Raw genomic sequence first — 20533 nt, forward strand, 5'->3', positions numbered from 1 at the left:
CAACCGAAGTTGTCTTGGTCACTTCACCAGACATTGAAAATCAACAAAATTGTTTGATGTTCGATGCTGTGAGTGCCCACACAGATTGCTTGATTCAAATTGTTAAAGAGCGATGCAAAAGTGTGCTGCTGCGGGAGTGGAATTCTACTCAACCGCTTTCTCGAGTCAAGCCTTATTTTTAAAGGCTTTTCGAGGTTATCAACCAGGTTGTTTGCGTTGCCGCTTGCCCTGTCGATGGAGGCGCATTATAGGGAGCTGGCTCGGATTGGCAAGGGTGATTTCGCATAAAATTCGCATTTCCAGCTCAACCGCTCACCAATCAACCAAGGTGGTGTTTTAATGCTCATACAGGGTTCCGTATGCAGGCACTTTCTGCCCCTTGCGGGGTCAAGGGTGTCAGTAGATCAAGGTTGTATCGAATTGCCTTTCCCGAATACCACAACCATGGTGATCGGGATCCGGCCTTCGGGTAACATAGCGCCCCTTTGCGATTCTCACACTCTTGGGCTTTGGAGAGTTTAATGCCTTTTGCACTTGGCCAGCGTTGGATTAGTGATACAGAGACGGATCTGGGGTTGGGGACTGTCGTTGCTGTTGAAGGACGCATGGTTACCCTGTTGTTTCCGGCTACCGGTGAAAACCGCATGTATGCCAAAGAAGAGGCGCCGGTCACCCGGGTCAGCTTCAATGTGGGCGATCAGATTGCCAGTCACGAAGACTGGACCATGATGGTCGAAGAAGTGCAGGAGAAAGACGGCCTGCTTATATATGTCGGTGTTCGCACCGACAATGATGAGCCCGTTGCCCTCAAGGAAGTGTTTCTCAACAACTTCATCAAATTCAACAAGCCGCAGGATCGCCTGTTTGCCGGTCAGATTGACCGGATGTCCCGCTTTACCCTGCGCTACGAGGCGTTGGTCAACCAGCACCAGCGTCGTCGCAACCCGACCCGCGGTCTGGCCGGTGGCCGGGTCAGCCTGATCCCGCACCAGCTCTATATTGCCCACGAAGTGGGTCACCGCTACGCCCCGCGCGTATTGCTGGCTGATGAGGTGGGTCTGGGTAAGACCATAGAAGCGGGCATGATCATTCATCAGCAGTTGCTCTCCGGTCGCGCCCATCGGGTGCTGATCCTGCTGCCCGAAACTTTGCAGCACCAGTGGCTGGTCGAGATGCTACGCCGCTTCAACCTGCACTTCTCCCTGTTTGACGAGGAGCGCTGCATCGAGGCGTTCGCCGATGCGGAGAACCCCTTCGAGACCGAACAGCTGGTGATCTGCAGCCTCGACTTCCTGCGCAAGAAGCGTCGTCGCTTCGAACAGGTGCTGGAAGCCGAGTGGGATCTGCTGGTTGTCGACGAAGCACACCATCTGGAGTGGAGCGAAGAGGCCCCCAGCCGCGCCTACGAAATGGTGGAAGCGCTGGCCGAACAGGTGCCGGGCGTGCTGCTGCTGACCGCCACCCCGGATCAGTTGGGCCACCAGAGCCACTTTGCCCGTCTGCGCCTGCTCGATCCCGAGCGTTTCTACGACTACGACGCCTTCCTCGCCGAGGAGCAGGCCTATGGCCAAGTCGCCAGCGCCGCGCAAGAGCTGCTGGAAGGCGAAACCCTGAGCGATGCAGCCAAACAGATCCTCGCCAGCCAGCTGGAAGGGCTGGATTTGAGCGATGCTGCTGCCCGCCAACAAGCGGTCGCAACGCTGCTGGATCAGCACGGCACCGGCCGGGTGTTGTTCCGCAACAGCCGCGCCAATATTCAGGGCTTCCCCGAGCGTCACCTCAACGTCTACCCCATGCCACTGCCGGATCAGTACAAGACCGCCATCAAGGTGATGGGCATGATGGGTGGCAACGGCGGCGATCTGCAGACCCGCGCCCTGCGCTACCTCTATCCCGAGAAGATCTTCCAGCAGTTCGAAGGCGACAACGCCACCTGGACCCAGTTCGACCCGCGCGTTGACTGGTTGCTGGGGCTGCTGCTTTCTGCCCGCCAGCAGAAGGTGTTGGTGATCTGCTCCGAAGCGGCCACCGCCATCGCACTGGAAGAGGCGCTGCGCACCCGTGAAGGGATCCGCGGTACCGTGTTCCATGAAGGGATGTCCATCCTCGAGCGGGACAAGGCCTCTGCCTATTTTGCGCAAGAGGATGGTGGCGCCCAGGTGTTGCTCTGCTCCGAGATCGGTTCAGAAGGTCGCAACTTCCAGTTTGCCAGTCATCTGGTGCTGTTCGATCTGCCGCTCAACCCGGATCTGCTGGAACAGCGCATCGGTCGACTGGATCGTATCGGTCAGCAGAATACCGTCGAGATCCACGTTCCCTATCTGGAGGGCACCTCCCAGCGCGCCCTGCAGCTCTGGTATCACGATGGTCTGGACGCATTCGAGCAGACCTGCCCGACCGCTCGCCCGGTATTCGAAGCAGTGCGCGATGAACTGTTCGAGCTGCTGGCTGCCAACACCGGCGATCAGGCCACCCTCGACGCCCTGCTGATCAAGACCCGCGAACTGCACGAGCCGCTCAAGGCCCGTCTGGAACAGGGCCGCGATCGCCTGCTGGAGATCCACTCCAGCGGTGGCGCCGCCGCCCAGCAGCTGGTTGACAAGCTGGCCGCCGAAGATGGCGACACCGGCATGATCTCCTTCGCCCTCAAGATGTTCGACGAGATCGGCGTCAATCAGGATGACCGTGGCGAGAACGCGCTGGTGCTGACCCCCGGGGATCACATGCTGGTCTCCAGCTTCCCGGGGCTGCCGCAAGATGGCATGACCATCACCTTCGATCGCAACACCGCCCTGTCGCGGGATGACATGGCGCTGCTCTCCTGGGATCACCCCATGATGCGCGGCGGTATCGACCTGATCCTCGGCTCCGAGATCGGTGCTACCTCGGTCGCCCTGCTCAAGAACAAGGCGCTGCCCATCGGCTCCATCCTGCTTGAGCTGATCTTCGTTGCCGAGTCTGCGGCCCATCCCCAGCTCTACCGTTTCATGCCGCCGACGCCGATCCGTCTGCTGATGGACAAGAACGGCCAGAATCTGGGTGAAAAAGTGGCGTTCGATGCCTTCAACCGCCAGCTGACTCCGGTCAACCGCCACCTCGGCAGCAAGCTGGTCACCGCGTCGCAACCGGTGATCCACGGTCTGATTGGCAAGGCTCAACCGATTGCCGAAGAGCTGAAAGCCGGGATTGTCGACAAGGCCCGTACCCAGATGGCGCAGACCCTGCAGCAGGATCTGGATCGGCTGGAAGCGCTCAAGGCGGTCAACCCGAACGTGCGCGACAGCGAACTGGATTATCTGCGCAATCTGCAGGCAGAATTGCACCACCTGATCGATCAGACCCAACTCAAGCTGGATGCAATCCGCTTTATCGTGGTCACTCATAACTGATAAAGCTGTGAAGGCATCATCTGGTTGATAACGACCAGACCCAACGCGAGTTGGCTGCCATGCACTTTATGATTGTGGTTACCCATAACTGATGGGGGCTTGCCCCCGCTTTGACCAAAGATGCGAGACGCTATGTTTGTATACTCACCGCCCCTGGAACCCTGGCTCGATATCCTGTTCAAGGACAAGGACATCATGGTGGTCAACAAGCCCACTGGCCTGCTGAGCGTCCCCGGGCGCGGCCCCGAGAATGAAGACAGCGTCCTGCATCGGGTGAAGCAGCAGCACCCCAAGGCGGCGGCAGCTCATCGCCTCGACATGTCCACCACTGGCGTCATTGTCATTCCCCTCAATCCCAACTCTCATCGGGAGTTGAGCCGACAATTTCGCGAGCGGGAGACCGAGAAGCACTACCTCGCCTGGGTGTGGGGCGAGCCGGAGGCAGAGTCGGGTCAGATTGACCTGCCGCTCTGCGTCGACTGGCCCAACCGCCCGAAACAGAAGGTGGACTTTGAGGAGGGACGTCACGCTCTGACCCTGTGGGAGAAACTGAAGGTGGAGAACGGCAACAGCCTGATCAAGCTGACCCCCATCACCGGTCGCTCGCACCAGCTGCGCGTCCATATGTTGGAACTGGGGCATCCGATCCTGGGTGACAACCTCTACGCCCATCCGGATGCGCTGGCGGCAGCGCCCCATCTCTACCTGCATGCGGCCAGCCTGACCATCAGCCACCCACGCAGTGGCGAGCGGATGACCTTCGAGGCACCAGCCCCCTTCCCGCTCTGAATGGAAGAGACTGCGCCAAATCGCAGAGATAAAAAAGCCCCCATCGCGAGATGGGGGCTTTTTCATTAGGGTCAGACGCGAATATCGATCTTGCTTCCCAGAGAAGCGCTGGCCGATGTCGGTGCTGCTGGAGCTGACTGAGCTGCTGTTGCCAGCAGTTTCAAAGCCGACTCGCCCTCCTGGGTCTGCTGTTTTTTGGCCAGGCTGGCCACCATCAGTGCAGAACCAAACGACGCATTTGCAGAACTAGAAATATCCATTGTGTACCTCCTGCCTAATCACTATCGGCCAGAGAATGGCAGACATGAGACCTATCGTTCAGAGCAGGTATGCCTTGTCTGGTGCACGCCGTGCGAGCCAACGTTCCTCCATCTCCAGCAGGGTCTGATAGGCCTTTGATGCCTGCTCCGGGCGACTGAACAGATAGCCTTGTCCGTAGAGATGGATGTCGGTCAATGAACGCAGCACGTCGAGCTGGCCCTGGGTTTCAATCCCCTCGCATACCAGCTTCTTGCCCAGCATGGAACCCATGCGGCAGATGTTGGCCACCAGCTCGGCCGCCTCGATGGAGGTGTCTATGCCCTGGATGAAGGATCTGTCTATCTTCACCTTGCTCACGGGCAGCTTCTGCAGATAGCTGAGAGAGGAGTAACCGGTCCCGAAGTCATCTAGCGCCAGATGAACCCCCTGCTGACTGAGATCCTGCATCAACTGCAGCGAATTCTTCACCTCGCGCATGGTGGTGTCTTCCGTCACTTCCAGCACCAGGCAGGAGGCCGGAATGTGGTGTTCCATCAAGGCCTTGGCCACCAGCTTCAACAAGTTGCGCTGGTACATGCCAGGGGAGATGTTGACGCACATCTGCAGATCGACCAACCCCAGGTGTTGCCACTGGTGGAGCTGCTCGCACGCCGTGTTCAGTACCCAGCTGCCAAGCTTCTCGGCCAGCTGGAACTCTTCCGCCACCTGGATCACCTCGTTGGGAGGAATGAAGCCAAGCTCAGGATGACGCCATCTCAGCAGCGCCTCGACCGCCTCGCAGCGACCGCTTTCCAGGTTGACGATGGGTTGGTAGTAAAGCTCCAGGGCGTTGTGTTCAAGAGCCATCACCATGTCGGAAGCGAGGTGCTTGCGCCTGGTGGTTTCGTTGAGCAGGGAGCTGTCATAGATGACATAAGGGACATGGGTCTTGCGGCTGTGGAACAGCGCCTGCTCCGCCCGGCTCAGCAGCTCCTGGGTCTGGTTGCTGTCCGTGGGGAAGAAAGCGATACCTATGCCCACTTCTAGCCGGAAGGGATAGTTGTCGATGATGATGTCTTGTTTGATGGAGTGGAGCACTCTCGCCACCAGCTCCCTGACCTGACGCAGATCGCTGCTGTCCCGTTGCAGCATGGCGAGCTGATCGCCCCCCAGACGAGCCACCCACTCGCCGTTTTCACACAGGGCCCGCAGCCGCTTCGCCAGCTCCTGCAGCAGTATGTCCCCAGTGCTGTAGCCAAACTTGCTGTTGATGTCACGAAAGTCATTGATGTCGACCAGTACCAGGCCAAAGGGGGTATCACGGCTGACGTAAGACTCCATCTTCTCCAGCAAGGCCAATCGGTTGGCCAGGCCGGTCAGCGGATCGACCCGGGCCGTTCTGAAATGACGCCTGGCTTCACGCACCAGCAGACCGCTAAGCAGAATGACGGATATCACCAGGCCCAACACCATGAATAACAGCGCATCGCGCAGTTGGCCGAAGCGCTTGTCATTGCCCGAATAGACGTTGATGTTCTTCTGCATCATGGAGGCGAGAGAGTAGGAGAGCGGCTCCTGCAAGGGCGCAAGGGTCATCATGATCTGCTGGTAATCCGACATCCCCGGCTTCAGCTTGGTCAGCTCCGGCTCCAGCTTGCGGATGTTGTTCTCGGTCAGCTGCACCAGCCGCAGCGTCTTCGGATTATCCGACAGGCTCTTGCGCAGCTGCCCACTCAGCAGAATCGGCGTCCGGCTCCACAGGATGTCGTAACGCAGCAGCAGGGTTTCATGATCGATACCGCCGTAGTGGTAAATCTCGACGGCATTGAGAAAGCGCCCCAGCTCTAGCTGCAACTGCATCAATGCCCAGGAGACGTCATAGGTGTACTTCTCCATTACCCGGGTCGCATTTTGTATCTGCACCAGGCAATACAGCGTGCTACCCGTGAATAACAGAATGGATAGATAAAGAACGCCGAGTAAGGGCCAAGCCCTGGTCTTCGCTTTCACCCAGTACTCCCGTAAGCCACCGTCTTTACTGCTGAATATCGATCGCGCTCAGTTGCCAGATCATCATGTCGGTGAACTCGGATCGCTTGAGTTCAGGATGCTGATCCAGCGGCAGGATAAACCAAAGCGGCCCTTTGTCACGTACCCGCATGGTTACCCCATCATCTTGCCAGGCCAGAATGGGATCGTATTGCCTGACCTTATCCCAGTTGATCCGGATCTGAAAGCTGTTCAAGGCAGTGAGCGTGATGCTCTTGCCATTGGCCTTCACCGCCGTCAGCACGTCCGCCAGCTTGGGCCCCACGTATTTGTGCGGTTTGTCCACCCAGGGATTGCTCGTCACTATCTCATGCTGTGGCAGGGCCTGGATCATGGCCATGTCGAAATCAACTTCACCATCAGCCGGGTTGGCGGGGTCCAGATTCCCTGTCACCTTGAGGATCACCGGCCCCTCGGGAGCGGCCAGGACCATGGTGGGAACGACAAGGGAAAACAGTAGCGGGATCAAACCTAATGTTCGCATGCTCACCTCAGATCATTTCACTATCAACAGCTTCAGCTTAGTAGCACTAAAAAAAACGGCCCGCAAAAGCGAGCCGTTTGATGACTATGACGGAATTACATCATACCCATACCGCCCATGCCACCCATATCAGGCATGGCAGGGGTATCTTTCTTCGGCAGCTCGGAGATCATGCACTCTGTGGTGATCATCAGGCCAGCGATGGAAGAGGCGAACTGCAGGGCAGAACGGGTCACCTTGGTCGGATCCAGGATGCCCATGGCCAGCATGTCACCGTACTGCTCGGTGTAGGCGTTGTAGCCGAAGTTACCCTCACCGTTCTTCACGGCGTTGGCAATGACGGAGGCTTCTTCACCGGCGTTGATGACGATCTGACGCAGCGGTGCTTCCATGGCGCGCAGAGCGACCTTGATGCCCACGTTCTGGTCTTCGTTGTCACCACGCAGGGAGGCCAGCTTGGCGGCCACGCGCACCAGCGCCACACCACCACCGGCAACCACGCCTTCTTCTACTGCAGCGCGAGTGGCGTGCAGGGCATCGTCAACACGGGCTTTCTTCTCTTTCATCTCGACTTCGGTGGCAGCGCCAACCTTGATGACAGCAACACCGCCGGCCAGCTTGGCCACGCGCTCTTGCAGCTTCTCACGGTCATAATCGGAAGAGGTATCTTCGATCTGCTGACGGATCTGAGCCACGCGGCTCTCGATCAGGGCTGCATCACCCACGCCATCGATGATGGTGGTGTTCTCTTTGGTGATGACGATGCGCTTGGCACGGCCCAGATCTTCCAGGGTCGCTTTTTCCAGCTCCATGCCCACCTCTTCGGAGATCACGGTACCACCGGTCAGGATGGCGATATCCTGCAGCATGGCCTTGCGACGGTCGCCGAATCCCGGCGCCTTGACGGCGGCGACTTTTACGATGCCGCGCATGGTGTTGACCACCAGGGTAGCCAGCGCTTCACCTTCCACATCTTCGGCCACGATGATCAGCGGTTTGCCCGCCTTGGCCACGCCTTCCAGCACCGGCAGCATTTCACGGATGTTGGAGACTTTCTTGTCCACCAGCAGGATGAAGGGATCATCCAGCTCGACGGAGCCGGTTTCCGGCTTGTTGATGAAGTAGGGGGAGAGGTAGCCACGGTCGAACTGCATGCCTTCTACCACAGCCAGCTCGTCTTCCAGACCCTGACCGTCTTCCACGGTGATCACACCGTCACGGCCGACCTTATCCATGGCTTCGGCGATCAGTGCACCCACTTTCTCGTCGGAGTTGGCGGAGATGGTACCGACCTGAGCGATGGCGTTGTTGTCGGCGCAGGGCTGGGACAGGGCCTGCAGCTCGGCGACGGCAGCTACAACGGCCTTGTCGATACCGCGCTTCAGATCCATGGGGTTCATGCCGGCGGCAACGGCCTTCAGGCCTTCGTTGACGATGGCTTGCGCCAGTACGGTAGCGGTGGTGGTACCGTCACCGGCGGCGTCGTTGGCCTTGGAAGCAACTTCCTTGACCATCTGGGCGCCCATGTTCTGGAACTTGTCTTCCAGCTCGATCTCGCGGGCAACGGAGACGCCATCCTTGGTGATGGTCGGGGCACCGAAGGACTTGTCCAGTACCACGTTGCGGCCTTTCGGGCCCAGGGTCACCTTGACGGCGTCGGCCAGGATGTTGACGCCTTCCAGCATTTTGATGCGGGCTTCGTTGCCAAACTTAACTTCTTTAGCTGCCATGTTCTTCAGTCCTTAAATCAATTCGGGAAAAAGGGGGGAGGTGATTACTCTTCGACAATCGCCAGGATGTCGGTCTCGGACAGGATCAGCACGTCCTGGCCATCCAGCTTCTCGGTCTTCACGCCGTAGCCTTCGTTGAAGATCACCTTGTCACCCACCTTGACGGCGAGGGCTTTGACATCGCCATTGTCCAGAATTCGGCCAGTCCCCACGGCAAGAACTTCACCACGGGTGGACTTCTGGGCCGCAGTGCCAGTCAAGACGATGCCGCCAGCGGATTTGGCTTCAGCTTCGATGCGCTTGATGATGACGCGGTCGTGCAGTGGACGAATTTTCATCGATAACTCTCCCAAAATGAGTCTCTGTGTTGCTTGAGGAATGGCCGCAGTCGGCCAAATTTGTTATGCCCCTGATCTGGGGCAATTTGGGTAGCCCTTCAAGGGCAAATACAAAAAAAATATTTTCACGTACTATGAGTATCTTTGATGGATCACCCACCCCCAATCAGGAAGGCGGATGGACGCGGCCAGCATTTCGGCCCAGAGCACATAGAGACCCTGCCTTGAGCCGACCCAACCCCATGCTGACCGCCCCCATGACGCCAATGCTGCTGCGCATGACGGGGCCCATGATCCTCGGCATCGTTGCCATCCTCGCCTTCAACCTGGTCGATACCTTCTTCATCGGCATGCTGGGCACGGAAGCGCTCGCCGCCATCAGCTTCACCTTCCCGGTCACCTTCGTGGTCACTTCCCTCACCATGGGGCTGGGAGCTGGACTGTGCGCCCTGCTCGGCCATGCCCTGGGCCAGGGCCGTCACGACGAGGCCGCCCGCATCACCACCGACTGCCTGTTCCTTGCCGTCATCCTAGTGACCCTGCTCGCCGTGCTGGGGGCGCTGACCATAGAACCCCTCTTTACCTTGCTGGGCGCCAGCGCCGAGCTCATTTCTCTCATCCACGACTACATGCTGATCTGGTATCTGACCGTACCCATGCTGGTCATTCCCATGGTCGGCAATGCCGCCATCCGGACCACGGGGGATACCAAGACCCCCAGCCTGGTGATGGGGGTGGCCGGTCTGGTCAACGGGGTGCTGGATCCCCTGCTCATCTTCGGGCCCGGCCCTTTCCCCGAATGGGGCATTCGCGGCGCCGCCATCGCCACCTCCCTCTCCTGGTTGATGGCCATGCTGGTCAGCCTGCACATACTGCGCCAGCGGGAGCAACTGCTGTCATGGCGCCTCTCCCCTCGCCCGCAGCGGCTGGCCCACTGGCGCGCCCTGCTGCAGGTGGCCGTGCCCGCCTCCTTTACCAACATGCTCAATCCGCTGGCCAGCGCCGTGCTGATGGTCATCTTCGCCGGTCTGGGTACCGAGGTGGTGGCCGCCTATGGAGCCGCCTCCAGGGTGGAGGCGCTGCTGCTGATCGTGATGATGGCGCTCTCCTCGGTGCTGGCACCCTTCGTCTCGCAGAACTGTGGAGCGGGCAATCCGGCGAGGGCCAGGGCCGCCCTGCTGCTCTGCATGCGGTTCGCCCTGCTGTTCCAGCTCGCCATCTACGGCCTCGTCTGGCTGCTGGCGCCGCTCATCGCCAACCTGTTCAGCGATCACCCTCAGGTCGTTCGGCTGATCGTGCTCTACCTGCATTTGGTGCCCATCGGCTACGGTTTTCAGGGCATGGTGATGTTGCTGGCTTCGGCACTCAACGGCGTCAGGGCCTCGACGGTGTCATTCGTCTTCAACGGCATGCGGCTGTTCGTCTTCTTGCTGCCAGGGGCCTGGCTGGGGGCAAAGCTGGGGGGTGAGCAGGGGATCTATCTGGGGATATTGCTGGCAAACCTGGCGGCGGGGCTGCTGGCCTGGGGCTATGCCCACCGCAGGTTTGAGAGGCTCTGCCATCAGGTCAACCCCTGACGGCAAGGGCCCCAGGATGGCGGCCGATTCCGTTCACTCACTCTTTGCGTTCAAATTCCCCTTCAATCGTGGTTCCGCCACCCTTGGCCTGATCCGGCTGCCCCTCGCCAGGGTGCGCCCCGAACGGCGGTTGCTGTGCCTGGAAGCCCCCCATCTGCATCCTGAACTGGCTGCTGCTCACCAGCTTGTCGGCCAGCTTGTTGCGCAGCCAGGGCTGCAGCAGCAGGATGCCGAAGAAGTCGGTCACGAAGCCCGGAATGATCAGCAGCAGACCGGCCAACGCCAGCAGCATGCCGCCCATCACCTCGCGGCCCGGCATCTCTCCCTGTTGCATCTTCTGCTGGGCGCTGAACAGGGTCTTGATCCCCTCGCTGCGCACCAGAGAAGAGCCCAGCACCGCGGTCAGTACCAGCAGGCCCACGGTCGGCAAGGCACCTATCACCGAGCCCACCTCTATCATCACGGTGAGCTCCAGCAATACCAGGCCAACCAACAACAGTAACAACTTGCCCATAGCAACCTCAGTGCGGTGAATAAATGAACCTGCAATCACACAGTCAGCGGAGTATGGCCCATACCAACTCGCCATCATGCAGGTCTCTTGTCACTAAAATGGGGAGTCATGCCGGTTTTTCAAGTCTGCGACGCCAGACACCTCGGGATCGGAAGAAATATTTGGTCGCCCAACTGTGATTGAAGTGATTGTTCTGTCAAAGTTAATCGCTCAATTGCAATATCTGTTTAATGACCACAAGATATTTGAGGTTGCCTCAAATTTAGTGATCTAAGTCTAATATCAGATACCCCAATTGAGGTAAAATCTATTCCAGTCATTGCACAGGGAACCACGGGTTCCCCACTGCCCCACCCGATGTGTGGTGCTTCAGGATGAAATGTGCGTAAGGATGTCGCGGCCACTCGGTGAGGATCGTTTCCATTTATCTGATTTCTGAGGCATTACAATGAGCGACATCAAGAACGTCCGCATTGAAGAAGACCTGCTGGGCACCAAAGAAGTTTCCAACGATCTCTATTACGGTGTGCATACCCTGCGCGCCGTCGAGAACTTCAAGATCAGCACTCAGAAGATTTCTGACGTTCCCGAATTTGTCCGTGGCATGGTGCTGACCAAGAAGGCCGCCGCACTGGCCAACGGTGAGCTCGGCACCATACGTCCCGAAATTGCTGACAAGATCATCGAAGCCTGTGATCTGATGCTGAATACCGGCAAATGCTTCGACCAGTTCCCGGTCGATGTCTATCAGGGCGGCGCCGGTACCTCCGTCAACATGAACACCAACGAAGTGCTGGCCAACATCGCCTTGGAAATCATGGGTCTGGAGAAGGGACGTTACGACGTCATCAACCCGAACGACCACGTCAACAAGTGCCAGTCCACCAATGACGCCTACCCCACCGGTTTCCGCGTCGCCGTGGTCAACAGCACCGACACCACCCTGTATGCCCTGGAAGCGCTGATCGCAGCCTTCGATACCAAGGCCCAGGAATTCAAGAGCATCCTGAAGATGGGCCGTACCCAGTTGCAAGATGCTGTCCCCATGACCCTGGGTCAGGAGTTCCATGCCTTCGCCGTGACCCTGCGCGAAGAGATCAAGTCCATCAAGCGTTGCCAGGAACTGCTGCTGGAAGTGAACCTGGGTGCCACCGCCATCGGGACCGGTCTGAACACCCCGCCCGAGTACTCCGCCCTGGCCATCAAGCGGCTGGCCGAGATCACCGGTCGCGCCTATGTGCCGGCAGAGGATCTCATCGAAGCGACCTCCGACTGCGGTGCCTATGTGATGCTGCACGGTGCCATCAAGCGTCTGGCCATGAAGCTGTCCAAGATCTGCAACGACCTGCGTCTGCTCTCCTCCGGTCCGCGCACTGCCCTGAAGGAAATCAACCTGCCGGAAATGCAGGCTGGCTCCTCCATCATGCCGGCCAAGGTCAACCCGGTCATTCCGGAAGTGGTCAACCAGTCCTGCTTCAAGGTGTTCGGCAATGACGTCACCATCACCTTCGCCGCCGAAGCCGGTCAGCTGCAGCTGAACGTCATGGAGCCGGTGATTGGTCAGGCCATGTTCGAATCCCTGAGCCTGATGGAAAAAGCCTGCATTTCCCTGCGCGAGAAGTGTGTGGAAGGCATCACCGCCAACCCGGACATCTGCATGAACCACGTGCTGAACTCCATCGGCATCGTGACCTACCTGAACCCCTTCATCGGTCACCACGAAGGCGACATCGTCGGCAAGATCTGTGCCCAGACCGGCAAGAACGTCCGCGAAGTCGTGCTTGAGCGCGGCCTGCTGACCGCCGAGCAGCTGGACGAGATCCTCTCCATCGAGAACCTGATGAACCCGCAATACAAGGCCAAGCGTTACACCCGCGAAGCCACCGTATAAGCGAGCAGATGGGCCGGGTTTATCCCGGCCCATTAAAGTCAATTCCCGAGCGACCTCCTGCAAGTCCCATCGGGAATTGGCTTTTCAGCCCAATAAAACCTAAAAAAACTGGAAAATGGAGTGTTCGCTATGATTGGAATCGAGTTACTTGTGGTGCTCGCCGCTATCTATCTGGGAGCCCGGATAGGCAGCATAGGTATCGGCTTCGCCGGTGGTCTGGGGGTATTGGTGCTGACCTGGGGGCTGGGCATGCCCATCCCGAGCGATCAGCTGGTGACCTACCTCCCCTGGGACGTGATCATGATCATCGCGTCCGTCATCTGCGCCATCGCCTGCATGCAGCTCGCCGGCGGGATGGACTATCTGGTGCACCTGGCCGAGAAGGCCCTGCGCAAGAATCCCAAGCACATCACCTTCGCCGCCCCGGTCGTCACCTACCTGATGACCATGCTGGCCGGTACCGGTCACACCGCCTTCTCCACCCTGCCGGTGATCGCCGAAGTGGCCAAGGAGCAGGGCATTCGTCCCTCCCGTCCGCTCTCCATCGCGGTCGTTGCCTCCCAGATAGCCATCACCGCCTCCCCCATCTCGGCGGCCGTGGTTGCCTTCTCCGGCATGCTGGAGCCGCTGGGCGTTGACTACCTGACCCTGCTGGCCATCTGCATCCCGTCCAGCTTCATCGCCTGTCTGCTGGGGGCCTTCGTGGCCAACATGCTGGGCAAGCCGCTGGAGCAGGATGAGGTCTATCTGGAGCGCAAGGCCAAAGGCCTGATCAAGCTGCGCGGCACCAGCAAGGTGGAGCTCAAGCCCTATGCCAAGCTCTCCGTCGGCATCTTCATCGTCGCCATCGTCGCGGTCATGGCCTATGCCACTGCCATCTCAGGCAACGTGGGCCTGATCGCCAGCCCGCCCATCCCCCGCGATGGCGCCATCATGGGCATCATGCTCTCCGCCGCCACCCTGATGGTGCTGTTCTGTAAGCTGGACGCCGCCCAGATCACCAACATGCCGACCTTCAAGTCCGGCATGTCGGCCTGTATCTGCGTGCTGGGCGTGGCCTGGCTCGGCAACGTCTTCGTGAAAGGCAACATGGTCGAGATCCAGGCGTTCGCCGGCGATCTGCTGAGCCAGTACAGCTGGCTGCTGGCCGTGGTGCTGTTCTTCTCCTCCATGCTGCTTTACTCCCAGGGCGCCACCACCAAGGCCCTTATGCCGGCTGCGCTGGCACTGGGTGTCAGCCCGCTGGCGGCCATCGCTTCCTTCGCTGCCGTGAGCGCCCTGTTCGTGCTGCCGACCTACCCGACCCTGCTGGCGGCGGTCGAGATGGACGACACCGGCTCCACCCGGATTGGCAAGGCGGTGTTCAACCACCCCTTCTTCATCCCGGGCGTGGCCACAATCGCCATGGCAGTGGCACTGGGCTTCTTCTTCGGCGGTCTCATCCTCTGATAGCGGTCCCCTCCTTTGCGAAACGGCCCTCCGGGGCCGTTTTTTTATGTCCGGCCGCCGCGGATGGTTCCTGAACGCCCATGAAAAAGCCGCTCAAGGGAGCGGCTCTCGTCACTGTGATGGCACCCTCAGGCGGTGGTCTGCCGGGTCCCGAAATAATCGGCGAGGAAGTCGTCGAAGGAGAGGCTGTCGCCGCGCTCCCGCTCCCGCTGCTTGGCCAGGGACTCACGCGCCTCACCGGCGAAGTAGGCCTCATCCCAGTACTGCAGCTCACCGGCCAGCATCTCTTCCCGGTAGCGGCTCGCCAGCTCGTCGCCGAAACAGCCGTTGTCCTGGCCGCTTTCCAGCAACTGCTTGAGCAGGCGGGCGGAATAGGTCAGCTCGGGATTGAGCAGCTTCTCGCGGTGCATGGCCAGCGTCTCGCGGTAGCGGTTGCGGCCGCAGCAGCGATCCAGCAGCCCGGCGACCTGGTCCAGCTCGTCGAACAGCTGGAGCCCGAACTCCTTGAGGCCGATGGCAGCACCCTGTTCATCTTCCAACTCCAAACCAGGACGGCGCCCTTCCAGCACCACCTTGTTCTGGTTGCGGCGGTTACGGGCAATCTCCTCCTCGGTCAGCAGCGGGGAGGGTCGCAGCAGGCACCAGACCAGGAACAGATCGAAGAAGCGGATCTGATCCACCTCGATGCCGAACGGGGTGAAGGGGTTCACATCCACGGTGCGCAGCTCGATGTATTCGATGCCGCGCTGCTCCAGCGCATCCGAGGGCTTCTCGCCGCTGCGAGGGGTGCGCTTGGGCCGGATAGGGGCGTACAGCTCGTTTTCCAGCTGCAGCACGTTGTCGTTGAGCTGGCGGTACTCGCCGTTCACCTTGACCCCAATCTTGGCAAACTCGGGATCATGGGTGTTGATGGCGCGGCGCAGGCTGCTCACGTAGGCCGGCAGGTTGTCATGGCTGATCTTGAGCCCCGCCTGGGCGCTGTTGGTGTAACCGAGATCGGACAGGCGCAGGGCGGTGGCATAGGGCAGATAGAGGGTTCCCTTGCCGGTCTTCTGGAATGGCAGGCTGCTCTTGCGCCCCTTGAGGAAGGAGTCGCAGATGGCCGGGGAGGCGCCGAACAGATAGGGCACCAGCCAGCCGAAGCGGTAGACGTTGCGAATAAGCCCCATGTACTTGTCGGAGATGAAACGCTGGCTGCAGCACCCCTCTCCCACCAGATCCTGCCACTCGCACCAGAAGCTGTCCGGCATGGAGAAGTTGAAGTGCACCCCGGCGATCACCTGCATCAGGCTGCCGTAGCGGTTCTTCAAGCCTTGGCGATAGAGGGTCTTCATGCGCCCGATGTTGGAGCTGCCGTACTGGGCCAGCCGGATGCTCTCCTCGTCGCCGACAAAGCAGGGCATGGAGAGCGGCCAGATCCGCTCATCCCCCAGGTGGTGAATGGCGTGACGGTGGATGTCGCCAAGCTGCTCGATCAGGCTCTCGATGGAGTCGGTGGCCGGGGTGATGAACTCCAGCAGGCTCTCGGAGTAGTCGGTGGTGATGTTGGCATGGGTCAGCGCCGACCCCAGGCCTCTGGGGTGATCGGTCTGGGCCAGGGTCCCTTCGGGGGTGATGCGCAGACATTCACGCTCGATCCCGCGCCGGATCCCCTTGAGGGCGGTCACCCGTTCCGGGGTTCCCAGCGCGGTCAGCAACTCGGTGAGCGACAAGCTAGTAGTAGTCATATTCACGGCTCATGTATGGCCGCCCCACCTGGGGCGGCGCTCATTTTTATGCAACGCCCCTCAAGGCAATTGCAGTGGATAGATGGGAAGATGAAGCTCGCTCAAGGGTTTTTCAAGCTTTTGCTTGTCCCCCACCACCACAATCACCATGTCGGCGGGATCGAGCCAGCGGGCTGCACTGGCTTTTAGCGTCTCGGGTGACACCGTTTTGATCAGCTGATTCTGGGCCTGCACATAGTCCGGCTTCAGGTCATACATGATCATCTGCAGCAGGAAGCCCGCCTTCTGGCCCAGGGTCTCGTAGGAGAGCGCATCCTGCTGGGAGACGGCGCTGCGCATGTAGGCCAGCTCCACCGGGGTGGGCCCGCTCGCACGGTAGCCGTCCATCTCCTTGAGGAACTGACGGATGGCATCCGCGGTGGCGTCGATGCGCACGTTGGCGCCGGTGGCGAAGATGCCGGCCTCGCGGTTCGCCTGGAAGCCCGAGCTGGCGCCATAGGTGTAGCCCTTGTCTTCCCGCAGGTTGAGGTTGATGCGGCTGTTGAAGTTGCCCCCCAGGTTGAAGTTCATCAGGTTGGCGACGAAGTACTCCCCCGTGGTGTCAAACGGCATGGCACGGCGACCGATGCGGATCACCGACTGGGGCGCCCCCGGCTTGTCCACCAGGTAGATGCCCGCCCTGGCCTGCTCCCCCTTGAGCTTGAGATCCCCCAGGGTCGGGGCCGCCCCCTGCCACTCGGTGAGGAAGCCCAACTGCTGTTCCACCTGCTGCTGGGTCACGTCCCCGGTCACCACCACCTTGGCATTGGTCGAGTTGTAGTAGGCATGATAGAAGCGCTTCACGTCCGCCAGGGTCAGCCTCTCGACGTCGGTCAGCACCCCGTCGGTCGGCTGGCCGAGGCGATTCTGCTTGCCGTACACCAACTCCCGGAACGCCTGCCCCGCCAGCCACTCGGGCTGCTGTTCGCTCTGTTTCATCCCTTGCAGCGTCTGTGCCTTGAGCCGCTCGAAGTCCGCCTCCCGCAGACCGGGTTGCAGCAACACCTCGCGCACCAGTGCCAGCGTCTGGGGCAGCTTGTCGGTCAGGCTGCTGATGGTGATGAGATTGTTGTACTGGGCGGTCGAGACGCTGATGCTGGCGCCGAGCTTTTGCAGCTCGTCGCTGAGCTCGGCCTCGGAGAGGCGCGCCGTCCCCTGCCCCAGCATGGCGGCGGTGAGGCTGGCCAGCCCCAGCTCACCCTTGCCCTCGGCCCGGATGCCCCCCGGCAGGGCAATCATGATGGAGACGGCCGGGATCTCGTCACTTCGGGTACCGATGATCTCGATGCCCTTGTCCAGCTTGCCATGCCAGATGGCGGGCACCTTGACGCTGACCGCCTCTGCCGTCCTGGGCTGCACGCTGCGATCGAAGCTGTCTTTGATCGTTTGCTGGGCCAGCTGCTCCCCATGCTGGCTGTAATCCGGCAGCTCGCGCTTGGCCGGGGTGAAGTTCGGCGTGCCCGCCTGCCACTGGGTCTTGCCCTTGGGCACCACGCTCAGCACCACGGAGTGCCTGTTCGCGATGAACTTGTCGTAGGCTGCCTTGACCTGCTGGGCATTCACCTGGCTGATGGCATCCAGGTTCTTGAACACATAGTTGGGGTCCCGGGTCATCACCTGACCCATGGCGAGCTGGCTCACCTTGCCCTCGATGCTGTCCAGCCCCCAGATGGCGGAGGCACGGTAGCTGCTGATGGCCTTCTCCAGATCCGCGGGCTTGATGCCGCGTTGGGCAAATTCGCCGATCACCTTGTCCACCTCCCCCTTGAGGGTCTTGAGGCTGCCATCCACCGCCGGGTTCGGGTAGGCGTAGACCGCCAGGGTACAGGCCAGCTCCTCGCAGGAGTGGGACGCCCCCACCTCGATGGCCTTGCCGGTCTTGACCAGGGACTGATAGAGCATGGAGCTGGCGGAGCCACCGAGCACGTCGGCAAAGATGTCCAGCGCCGGCTCCTGCGGATCGCCAAGGGACACGGTCGGGTAGCTGATATAGAGCAGCGGCAGGTGCACCTTGTCTTCCAGCGTCACGTAGCGGGTCTCGGGCAAGATCGCAGGTTTCGGCGTCGGCTCGGCCACCTCGGGGCCACGGGGAATGGGGCCGAAGTATTGCTCAATCCAGGCCAGCGCCTGCTTGGTGTCGAAGTCACCGCCCAGGGTCAACGTGGCGTTGTTCGGGCCATACCAGCGCAGGAAGAACTGCTTGAGGTCGTTCACATCGACCCTGTCCAGATCCTCCACATAGCCGATGGGCTGCCAGGAGTAGGGATGGGTGCGCGGATAGAGCGCCTCCCCCACCTTCTCGCTGAGCAGGCCGTAGGGCTGGTTGTCGATGCGCTGGGCCCGCTCGTTCTTGACGGTGGCACGCTGGATCTCGAACTTCTTCTGGCTCACCGCATCGAGCAGGAAACCCATGCGATCCGCCTCCAGCCAGAGCACCTTCTCCAGCTGGTTGGCCGGTACCGTCTCGAAATAGTTGGTCCTGTCCTTGTTGGTGGTGCCGTTCATCTCGCCACCGGCCTCATTGATGATCCGCATGTGCTCCTGATCGCCCACGTGTTTGGAGCCCTGGAACATCATGTGCTCGAAGAAGTGGGCAAAACCCGACTTGCCGACCGTCTCCCGCGACGACCCCACGTGATAGGTGACATCCAGGTGTACCAGGGGATCGGATTTGTCCGGCGCCAGGATCACGGTCAGGCCGTTGTCCAGCCTGTACATCTGATAGGGAATGCCAAGCTTGCCTTCCTGCCTGACCTGCTCGGACACCAGGGTGGGCGCTGCCAGCACGGGCAGGGAAAGTCCCAGGAGAATGCTTAATGGAATGAGTTTGTTCACGGTTACCTCGTGAGTGACAAAAATGGGCTAGAAGATCTGGCTGGCCAGCAGAAACACCAGGGCATAACGAAGCAATTTACCGAGCCCGATCAGGATGAGAGAGCGCCAGAAGGAGAAGCGAAGCCAACCGGCCAGCAGGCAGAGGCCATCGCCGATCACCGGCGTCCAGGCGAGCAGCAGGCACCAATGACCATGCTGTTTGAGCCAGGCGAGCGCTTTTTGTTCCCCACGGCCTTGAAAATCTTCCGGTTTTTTCTTGTGTGTGGCGAGCCGACCGAGCCACCAGGTGGTCATGGAACCCAGGGTGTTGCCCAGCGTCGCCCACAGCAGCAGGCTGGCCATGCTCCACTCTCCCCGGGTGGCCATGGCCCCCAGCAGCACTTCCGAGCTGCCGGGCAGCAGGGTGGCGGAGGTGAAGGCGCTCAGAAACAGCCAGCCCAGCCCCATCTCGGCGATGTCGTTCATCCGGGCTGGCCGTCGGCGGCAGGCATGCGCAGCAGCAGCTTGCCCCGCACATGACCGCCCTCGATGGCGCCATGGGCCAGTGCCCCTTCCGCCAGGGGGAACTCACCGGAGAGGGTGATATGCACATCTCCCTGACGCAGCAGCATCAGTACCTGGGTCAGCTGTTTTTGATCGGGGTGGACCAGCATGCCGAGCACCTCTATGCCCGCCTCGGCCCCCGCCTCCTTGATCTGCTGGGCCGTGATGGTGGGCACAGTCACCAGGCGGCCACCCGGTTTGACGCAGGCCAGCGCCGCCTTGCCGCTCTCGCCCCCCATCAGATCCAGCACCAGATCGACCTGACCGCCGGCCACCACTTGAGCAACCCAGTCTGCGTCATTGTAATCCACCATCTGGCTGGCCCCCAGCCCGTGCAGGAAGCTGTGGTTGTCGCGACTCGCCGTCGTCACCACCTCGGCGCCATAAGCGCTGGCAAACTGCACCGCCAGATGGCCCACACCGCCGGCACCGGCCAGGATCAGCACGCGCTGCCCGCCCTTGAGGGCACCGTGTTCGAACAGCCCCTGCCAGGCGGTAAGGCCCGCCAGCGGCAGCGCAGCCCCCTGCTTGAGACTGACCCCGTCGAGCCTGACCAGCTCGTCCTCGCGTACCACCACAGATTCCGCATAGCCACCGGCCGTCAGGGGAAAGCCCACCATGCCGCACACCGCATCCCCTTCCACCAGAGTGGCGACATGGGGGCCGACCTTCTCCACCACGCCGGAGACGTCATAGCCCGGGGTCCAGGGCAGCTTGTCCTTGTTCTGGGCCGCCGCCCAGCCGAGGCCGGCCCGGGTCTTGGCATCGATGGGGTTGACCCCCGCAAAACAGATGCGTACCCGGACTTCCCCCTCGGCGGGCACCTTGTCCAGGGAGGGGTTGAGCCGAAGTACCGAGGGGTCGCCGAATGCGGTAATCTGTAGCTGCGTCATTGCACAATCCATCCTGTTGATTGATCAAGGGTCAACAGAATAACAG

General features: G+C 60.5%; 16 protein-coding genes. 6 read left to right on the forward strand and 10 right to left on the reverse strand.

The genetic code is table 11. The features are described from left to right. The 3 genes from ACB039_RS09040 to rluA all read left to right on the forward strand — a co-directional run. Window positions 1–182 (forward strand): hypothetical protein (locus tag ACB039_RS09040; RefSeq protein WP_371165536.1); only part of this gene is annotated, 182 nt, incomplete at its 5' end. A 339-nt stretch (window positions 183–521) separates the two neighbouring features. Next, entirely contained in the window at window positions 522–3389 is a 2868-nt protein-coding gene (gene rapA, locus ACB039_RS09045) for an RNA polymerase-associated protein RapA (protein WP_041206378.1), read from the forward strand. 132 nt (window positions 3390–3521) lie between these two features. Further along, on the forward strand, window positions 3522–4178 hold the full coding sequence (rluA, locus tag ACB039_RS09050) for a bifunctional tRNA pseudouridine(32) synthase/23S rRNA pseudouridine(746) synthase RluA (RefSeq protein ID WP_371165537.1): 657 nt from the start codon (window positions 3522–3524) through the stop codon (window positions 4176–4178). 71 nt (window positions 4179–4249) lie between these two features. Here the strand turns inward: rluA and ACB039_RS09055 are convergent, their stop codons facing one another. The 5 genes from ACB039_RS09055 to ACB039_RS09075 form a co-directional block, all read right to left on the reverse strand. Next, complete coding sequence (locus ACB039_RS09055; RefSeq protein WP_041206379.1) at window positions 4250–4438, reverse strand: hypothetical protein; 189 nt, start codon at window positions 4436–4438, stop codon at window positions 4250–4252. 58 nt (window positions 4439–4496) lie between these two features. Next, on the reverse strand, window positions 4497–6428 hold the full coding sequence (locus ACB039_RS09060; protein WP_041206381.1) for a bifunctional diguanylate cyclase/phosphodiesterase: 1932 nt from the start codon (window positions 6426–6428) through the stop codon (window positions 4497–4499). A gap of 25 nt (window positions 6429–6453) precedes the next feature. Further along, window positions 6454–6951: a molybdopterin-binding oxidoreductase gene (locus ACB039_RS09065; protein ID WP_041206383.1), complete on the reverse strand. Its 498-nt coding sequence runs from the start codon at window positions 6949–6951 to the stop codon at window positions 6454–6456. A gap of 95 nt (window positions 6952–7046) precedes the next feature. Next, entirely contained in the window at window positions 7047–8681 is a 1635-nt protein-coding gene (gene groL, locus ACB039_RS09070; protein WP_005331807.1) for a chaperonin GroEL, read from the reverse strand. A 44-nt stretch (window positions 8682–8725) separates the two neighbouring features. Then, window positions 8726–9019 carry a co-chaperone GroES gene (locus ACB039_RS09075; protein WP_005309514.1) on the reverse strand — a complete coding sequence of 98 codons (294 nt, stop codon included), beginning with the start codon at window positions 9017–9019 and terminating at the stop codon, window positions 8726–8728. A 242-nt stretch (window positions 9020–9261) separates the two neighbouring features. Between ACB039_RS09075 and ACB039_RS09080 the strand changes: the two genes are divergently transcribed. Beyond that, window positions 9262–10596, forward strand: coding sequence for an MATE family efflux transporter (locus ACB039_RS09080; protein WP_005331804.1), 1335 nt, complete (start codon window positions 9262–9264; stop codon window positions 10594–10596). Window positions 10597–10633: 37 nt separating this feature from the next. On the opposite strand, the gene ACB039_RS09085 is transcribed toward ACB039_RS09080, so the two are convergent. After that, the gene (locus tag ACB039_RS09085) at window positions 10634–11110 is read right to left on the reverse strand and encodes an FxsA family protein (RefSeq protein ID WP_041206385.1); all 477 of its coding nucleotides are present in this window, start codon (window positions 11108–11110) and stop codon (window positions 10634–10636) included. A 448-nt stretch (window positions 11111–11558) separates the two neighbouring features. Here ACB039_RS09085 and aspA point away from each other — a divergent pair, with 448 nt between their 5' ends. Further along, window positions 11559–13001 carry an aspartate ammonia-lyase gene (gene aspA, locus ACB039_RS09090; RefSeq protein ID WP_005331800.1) on the forward strand — a complete coding sequence of 481 codons (1443 nt, stop codon included), beginning with the start codon at window positions 11559–11561 and terminating at the stop codon, window positions 12999–13001. A gap of 129 nt (window positions 13002–13130) precedes the next feature. Next, window positions 13131–14450, forward strand: a complete 1320-nt coding sequence (locus ACB039_RS09095) for an anaerobic C4-dicarboxylate transporter (protein WP_041206386.1) — start codon at window positions 13131–13133, stop codon at window positions 14448–14450. 128 nt (window positions 14451–14578) lie between these two features. On the opposite strand, the gene gshA is transcribed toward ACB039_RS09095, so the two are convergent. The 4 genes from gshA to ACB039_RS09115 are packed head-to-tail and all read right to left on the reverse strand — an operon-like array spanning window position 14579 to window position 20487. After that, on the reverse strand, window positions 14579–16177 hold the full coding sequence (gshA, locus tag ACB039_RS09100) for a glutamate--cysteine ligase (RefSeq protein WP_042648807.1): 1599 nt from the start codon (window positions 16175–16177) through the stop codon (window positions 14579–14581). Window positions 16178–16237: 60 nt separating this feature from the next. Then, the gene (locus ACB039_RS09105; protein ID WP_139751228.1) at window positions 16238–19051 is read right to left on the reverse strand and encodes a pitrilysin family protein; all 2814 of its coding nucleotides are present in this window, start codon (window positions 19049–19051) and stop codon (window positions 16238–16240) included. 27 nt (window positions 19052–19078) lie between these two features. Then, window positions 19079–19516, reverse strand: a complete 438-nt coding sequence (locus ACB039_RS09110; RefSeq protein ID WP_005331793.1) for a YqaA family protein — start codon at window positions 19514–19516, stop codon at window positions 19079–19081. After that, on the reverse strand, window positions 19513–20487 hold the full coding sequence (locus tag ACB039_RS09115; protein ID WP_042648809.1) for an NADP-dependent oxidoreductase: 975 nt from the start codon (window positions 20485–20487) through the stop codon (window positions 19513–19515). The genes ACB039_RS09110 and ACB039_RS09115 overlap by 4 nt, the downstream gene beginning before the upstream one ends. Window positions 20488–20533 lie beyond the last annotated feature (46 nt).

Source organism: Aeromonas sp. S2(2024), from assembly GCF_041402505.1.
Lineage (GTDB): Bacteria > Pseudomonadota > Gammaproteobacteria > Enterobacterales > Aeromonadaceae > Aeromonas > Aeromonas media.

Coding starts and splice junctions, on each gene's coding strand:
- rapA (WP_041206378.1), top strand. CDS start 522: ATGCCTTTTGCACTTGGCCAGCGTTGGATTAGTGATACAGAGACGGAT.
- rluA (WP_371165537.1), top strand. CDS start 3,522: ATGTTTGTATACTCACCGCCCCTGGAACCCTGGCTCGATATCCTGTTC.
- ACB039_RS09055 (WP_041206379.1), bottom strand. CDS start 4,438: ATGGATATTTCTAGTTCTGCAAATGCGTCGTTTGGTTCTGCACTGATG.
- ACB039_RS09065 (WP_041206383.1), bottom strand. CDS start 6,951: ATGCGAACATTAGGTTTGATCCCGCTACTGTTTTCCCTTGTCGTTCCC.
- groL (WP_005331807.1), bottom strand. CDS start 8,681: ATGGCAGCTAAAGAAGTTAAGTTTGGCAACGAAGCCCGCATCAAAATG.
- ACB039_RS09075 (WP_005309514.1), bottom strand. CDS start 9,019: ATGAAAATTCGTCCACTGCACGACCGCGTCATCATCAAGCGCATCGAA.
- ACB039_RS09080 (WP_005331804.1), top strand. CDS start 9,262: ATGCTGACCGCCCCCATGACGCCAATGCTGCTGCGCATGACGGGGCCC.
- ACB039_RS09085 (WP_041206385.1), bottom strand. CDS start 11,110: ATGGGCAAGTTGTTACTGTTGTTGGTTGGCCTGGTATTGCTGGAGCTC.
- aspA (WP_005331800.1), top strand. CDS start 11,559: ATGAGCGACATCAAGAACGTCCGCATTGAAGAAGACCTGCTGGGCACC.
- ACB039_RS09095 (WP_041206386.1), top strand. CDS start 13,131: ATGATTGGAATCGAGTTACTTGTGGTGCTCGCCGCTATCTATCTGGGA.
- gshA (WP_042648807.1), bottom strand. CDS start 16,177: ATGACTACTACTAGCTTGTCGCTCACCGAGTTGCTGACCGCGCTGGGA.
- ACB039_RS09110 (WP_005331793.1), bottom strand. CDS start 19,516: ATGAACGACATCGCCGAGATGGGGCTGGGCTGGCTGTTTCTGAGCGCC.
- ACB039_RS09115 (WP_042648809.1), bottom strand. CDS start 20,487: ATGACGCAGCTACAGATTACCGCATTCGGCGACCCCTCGGTACTTCGG.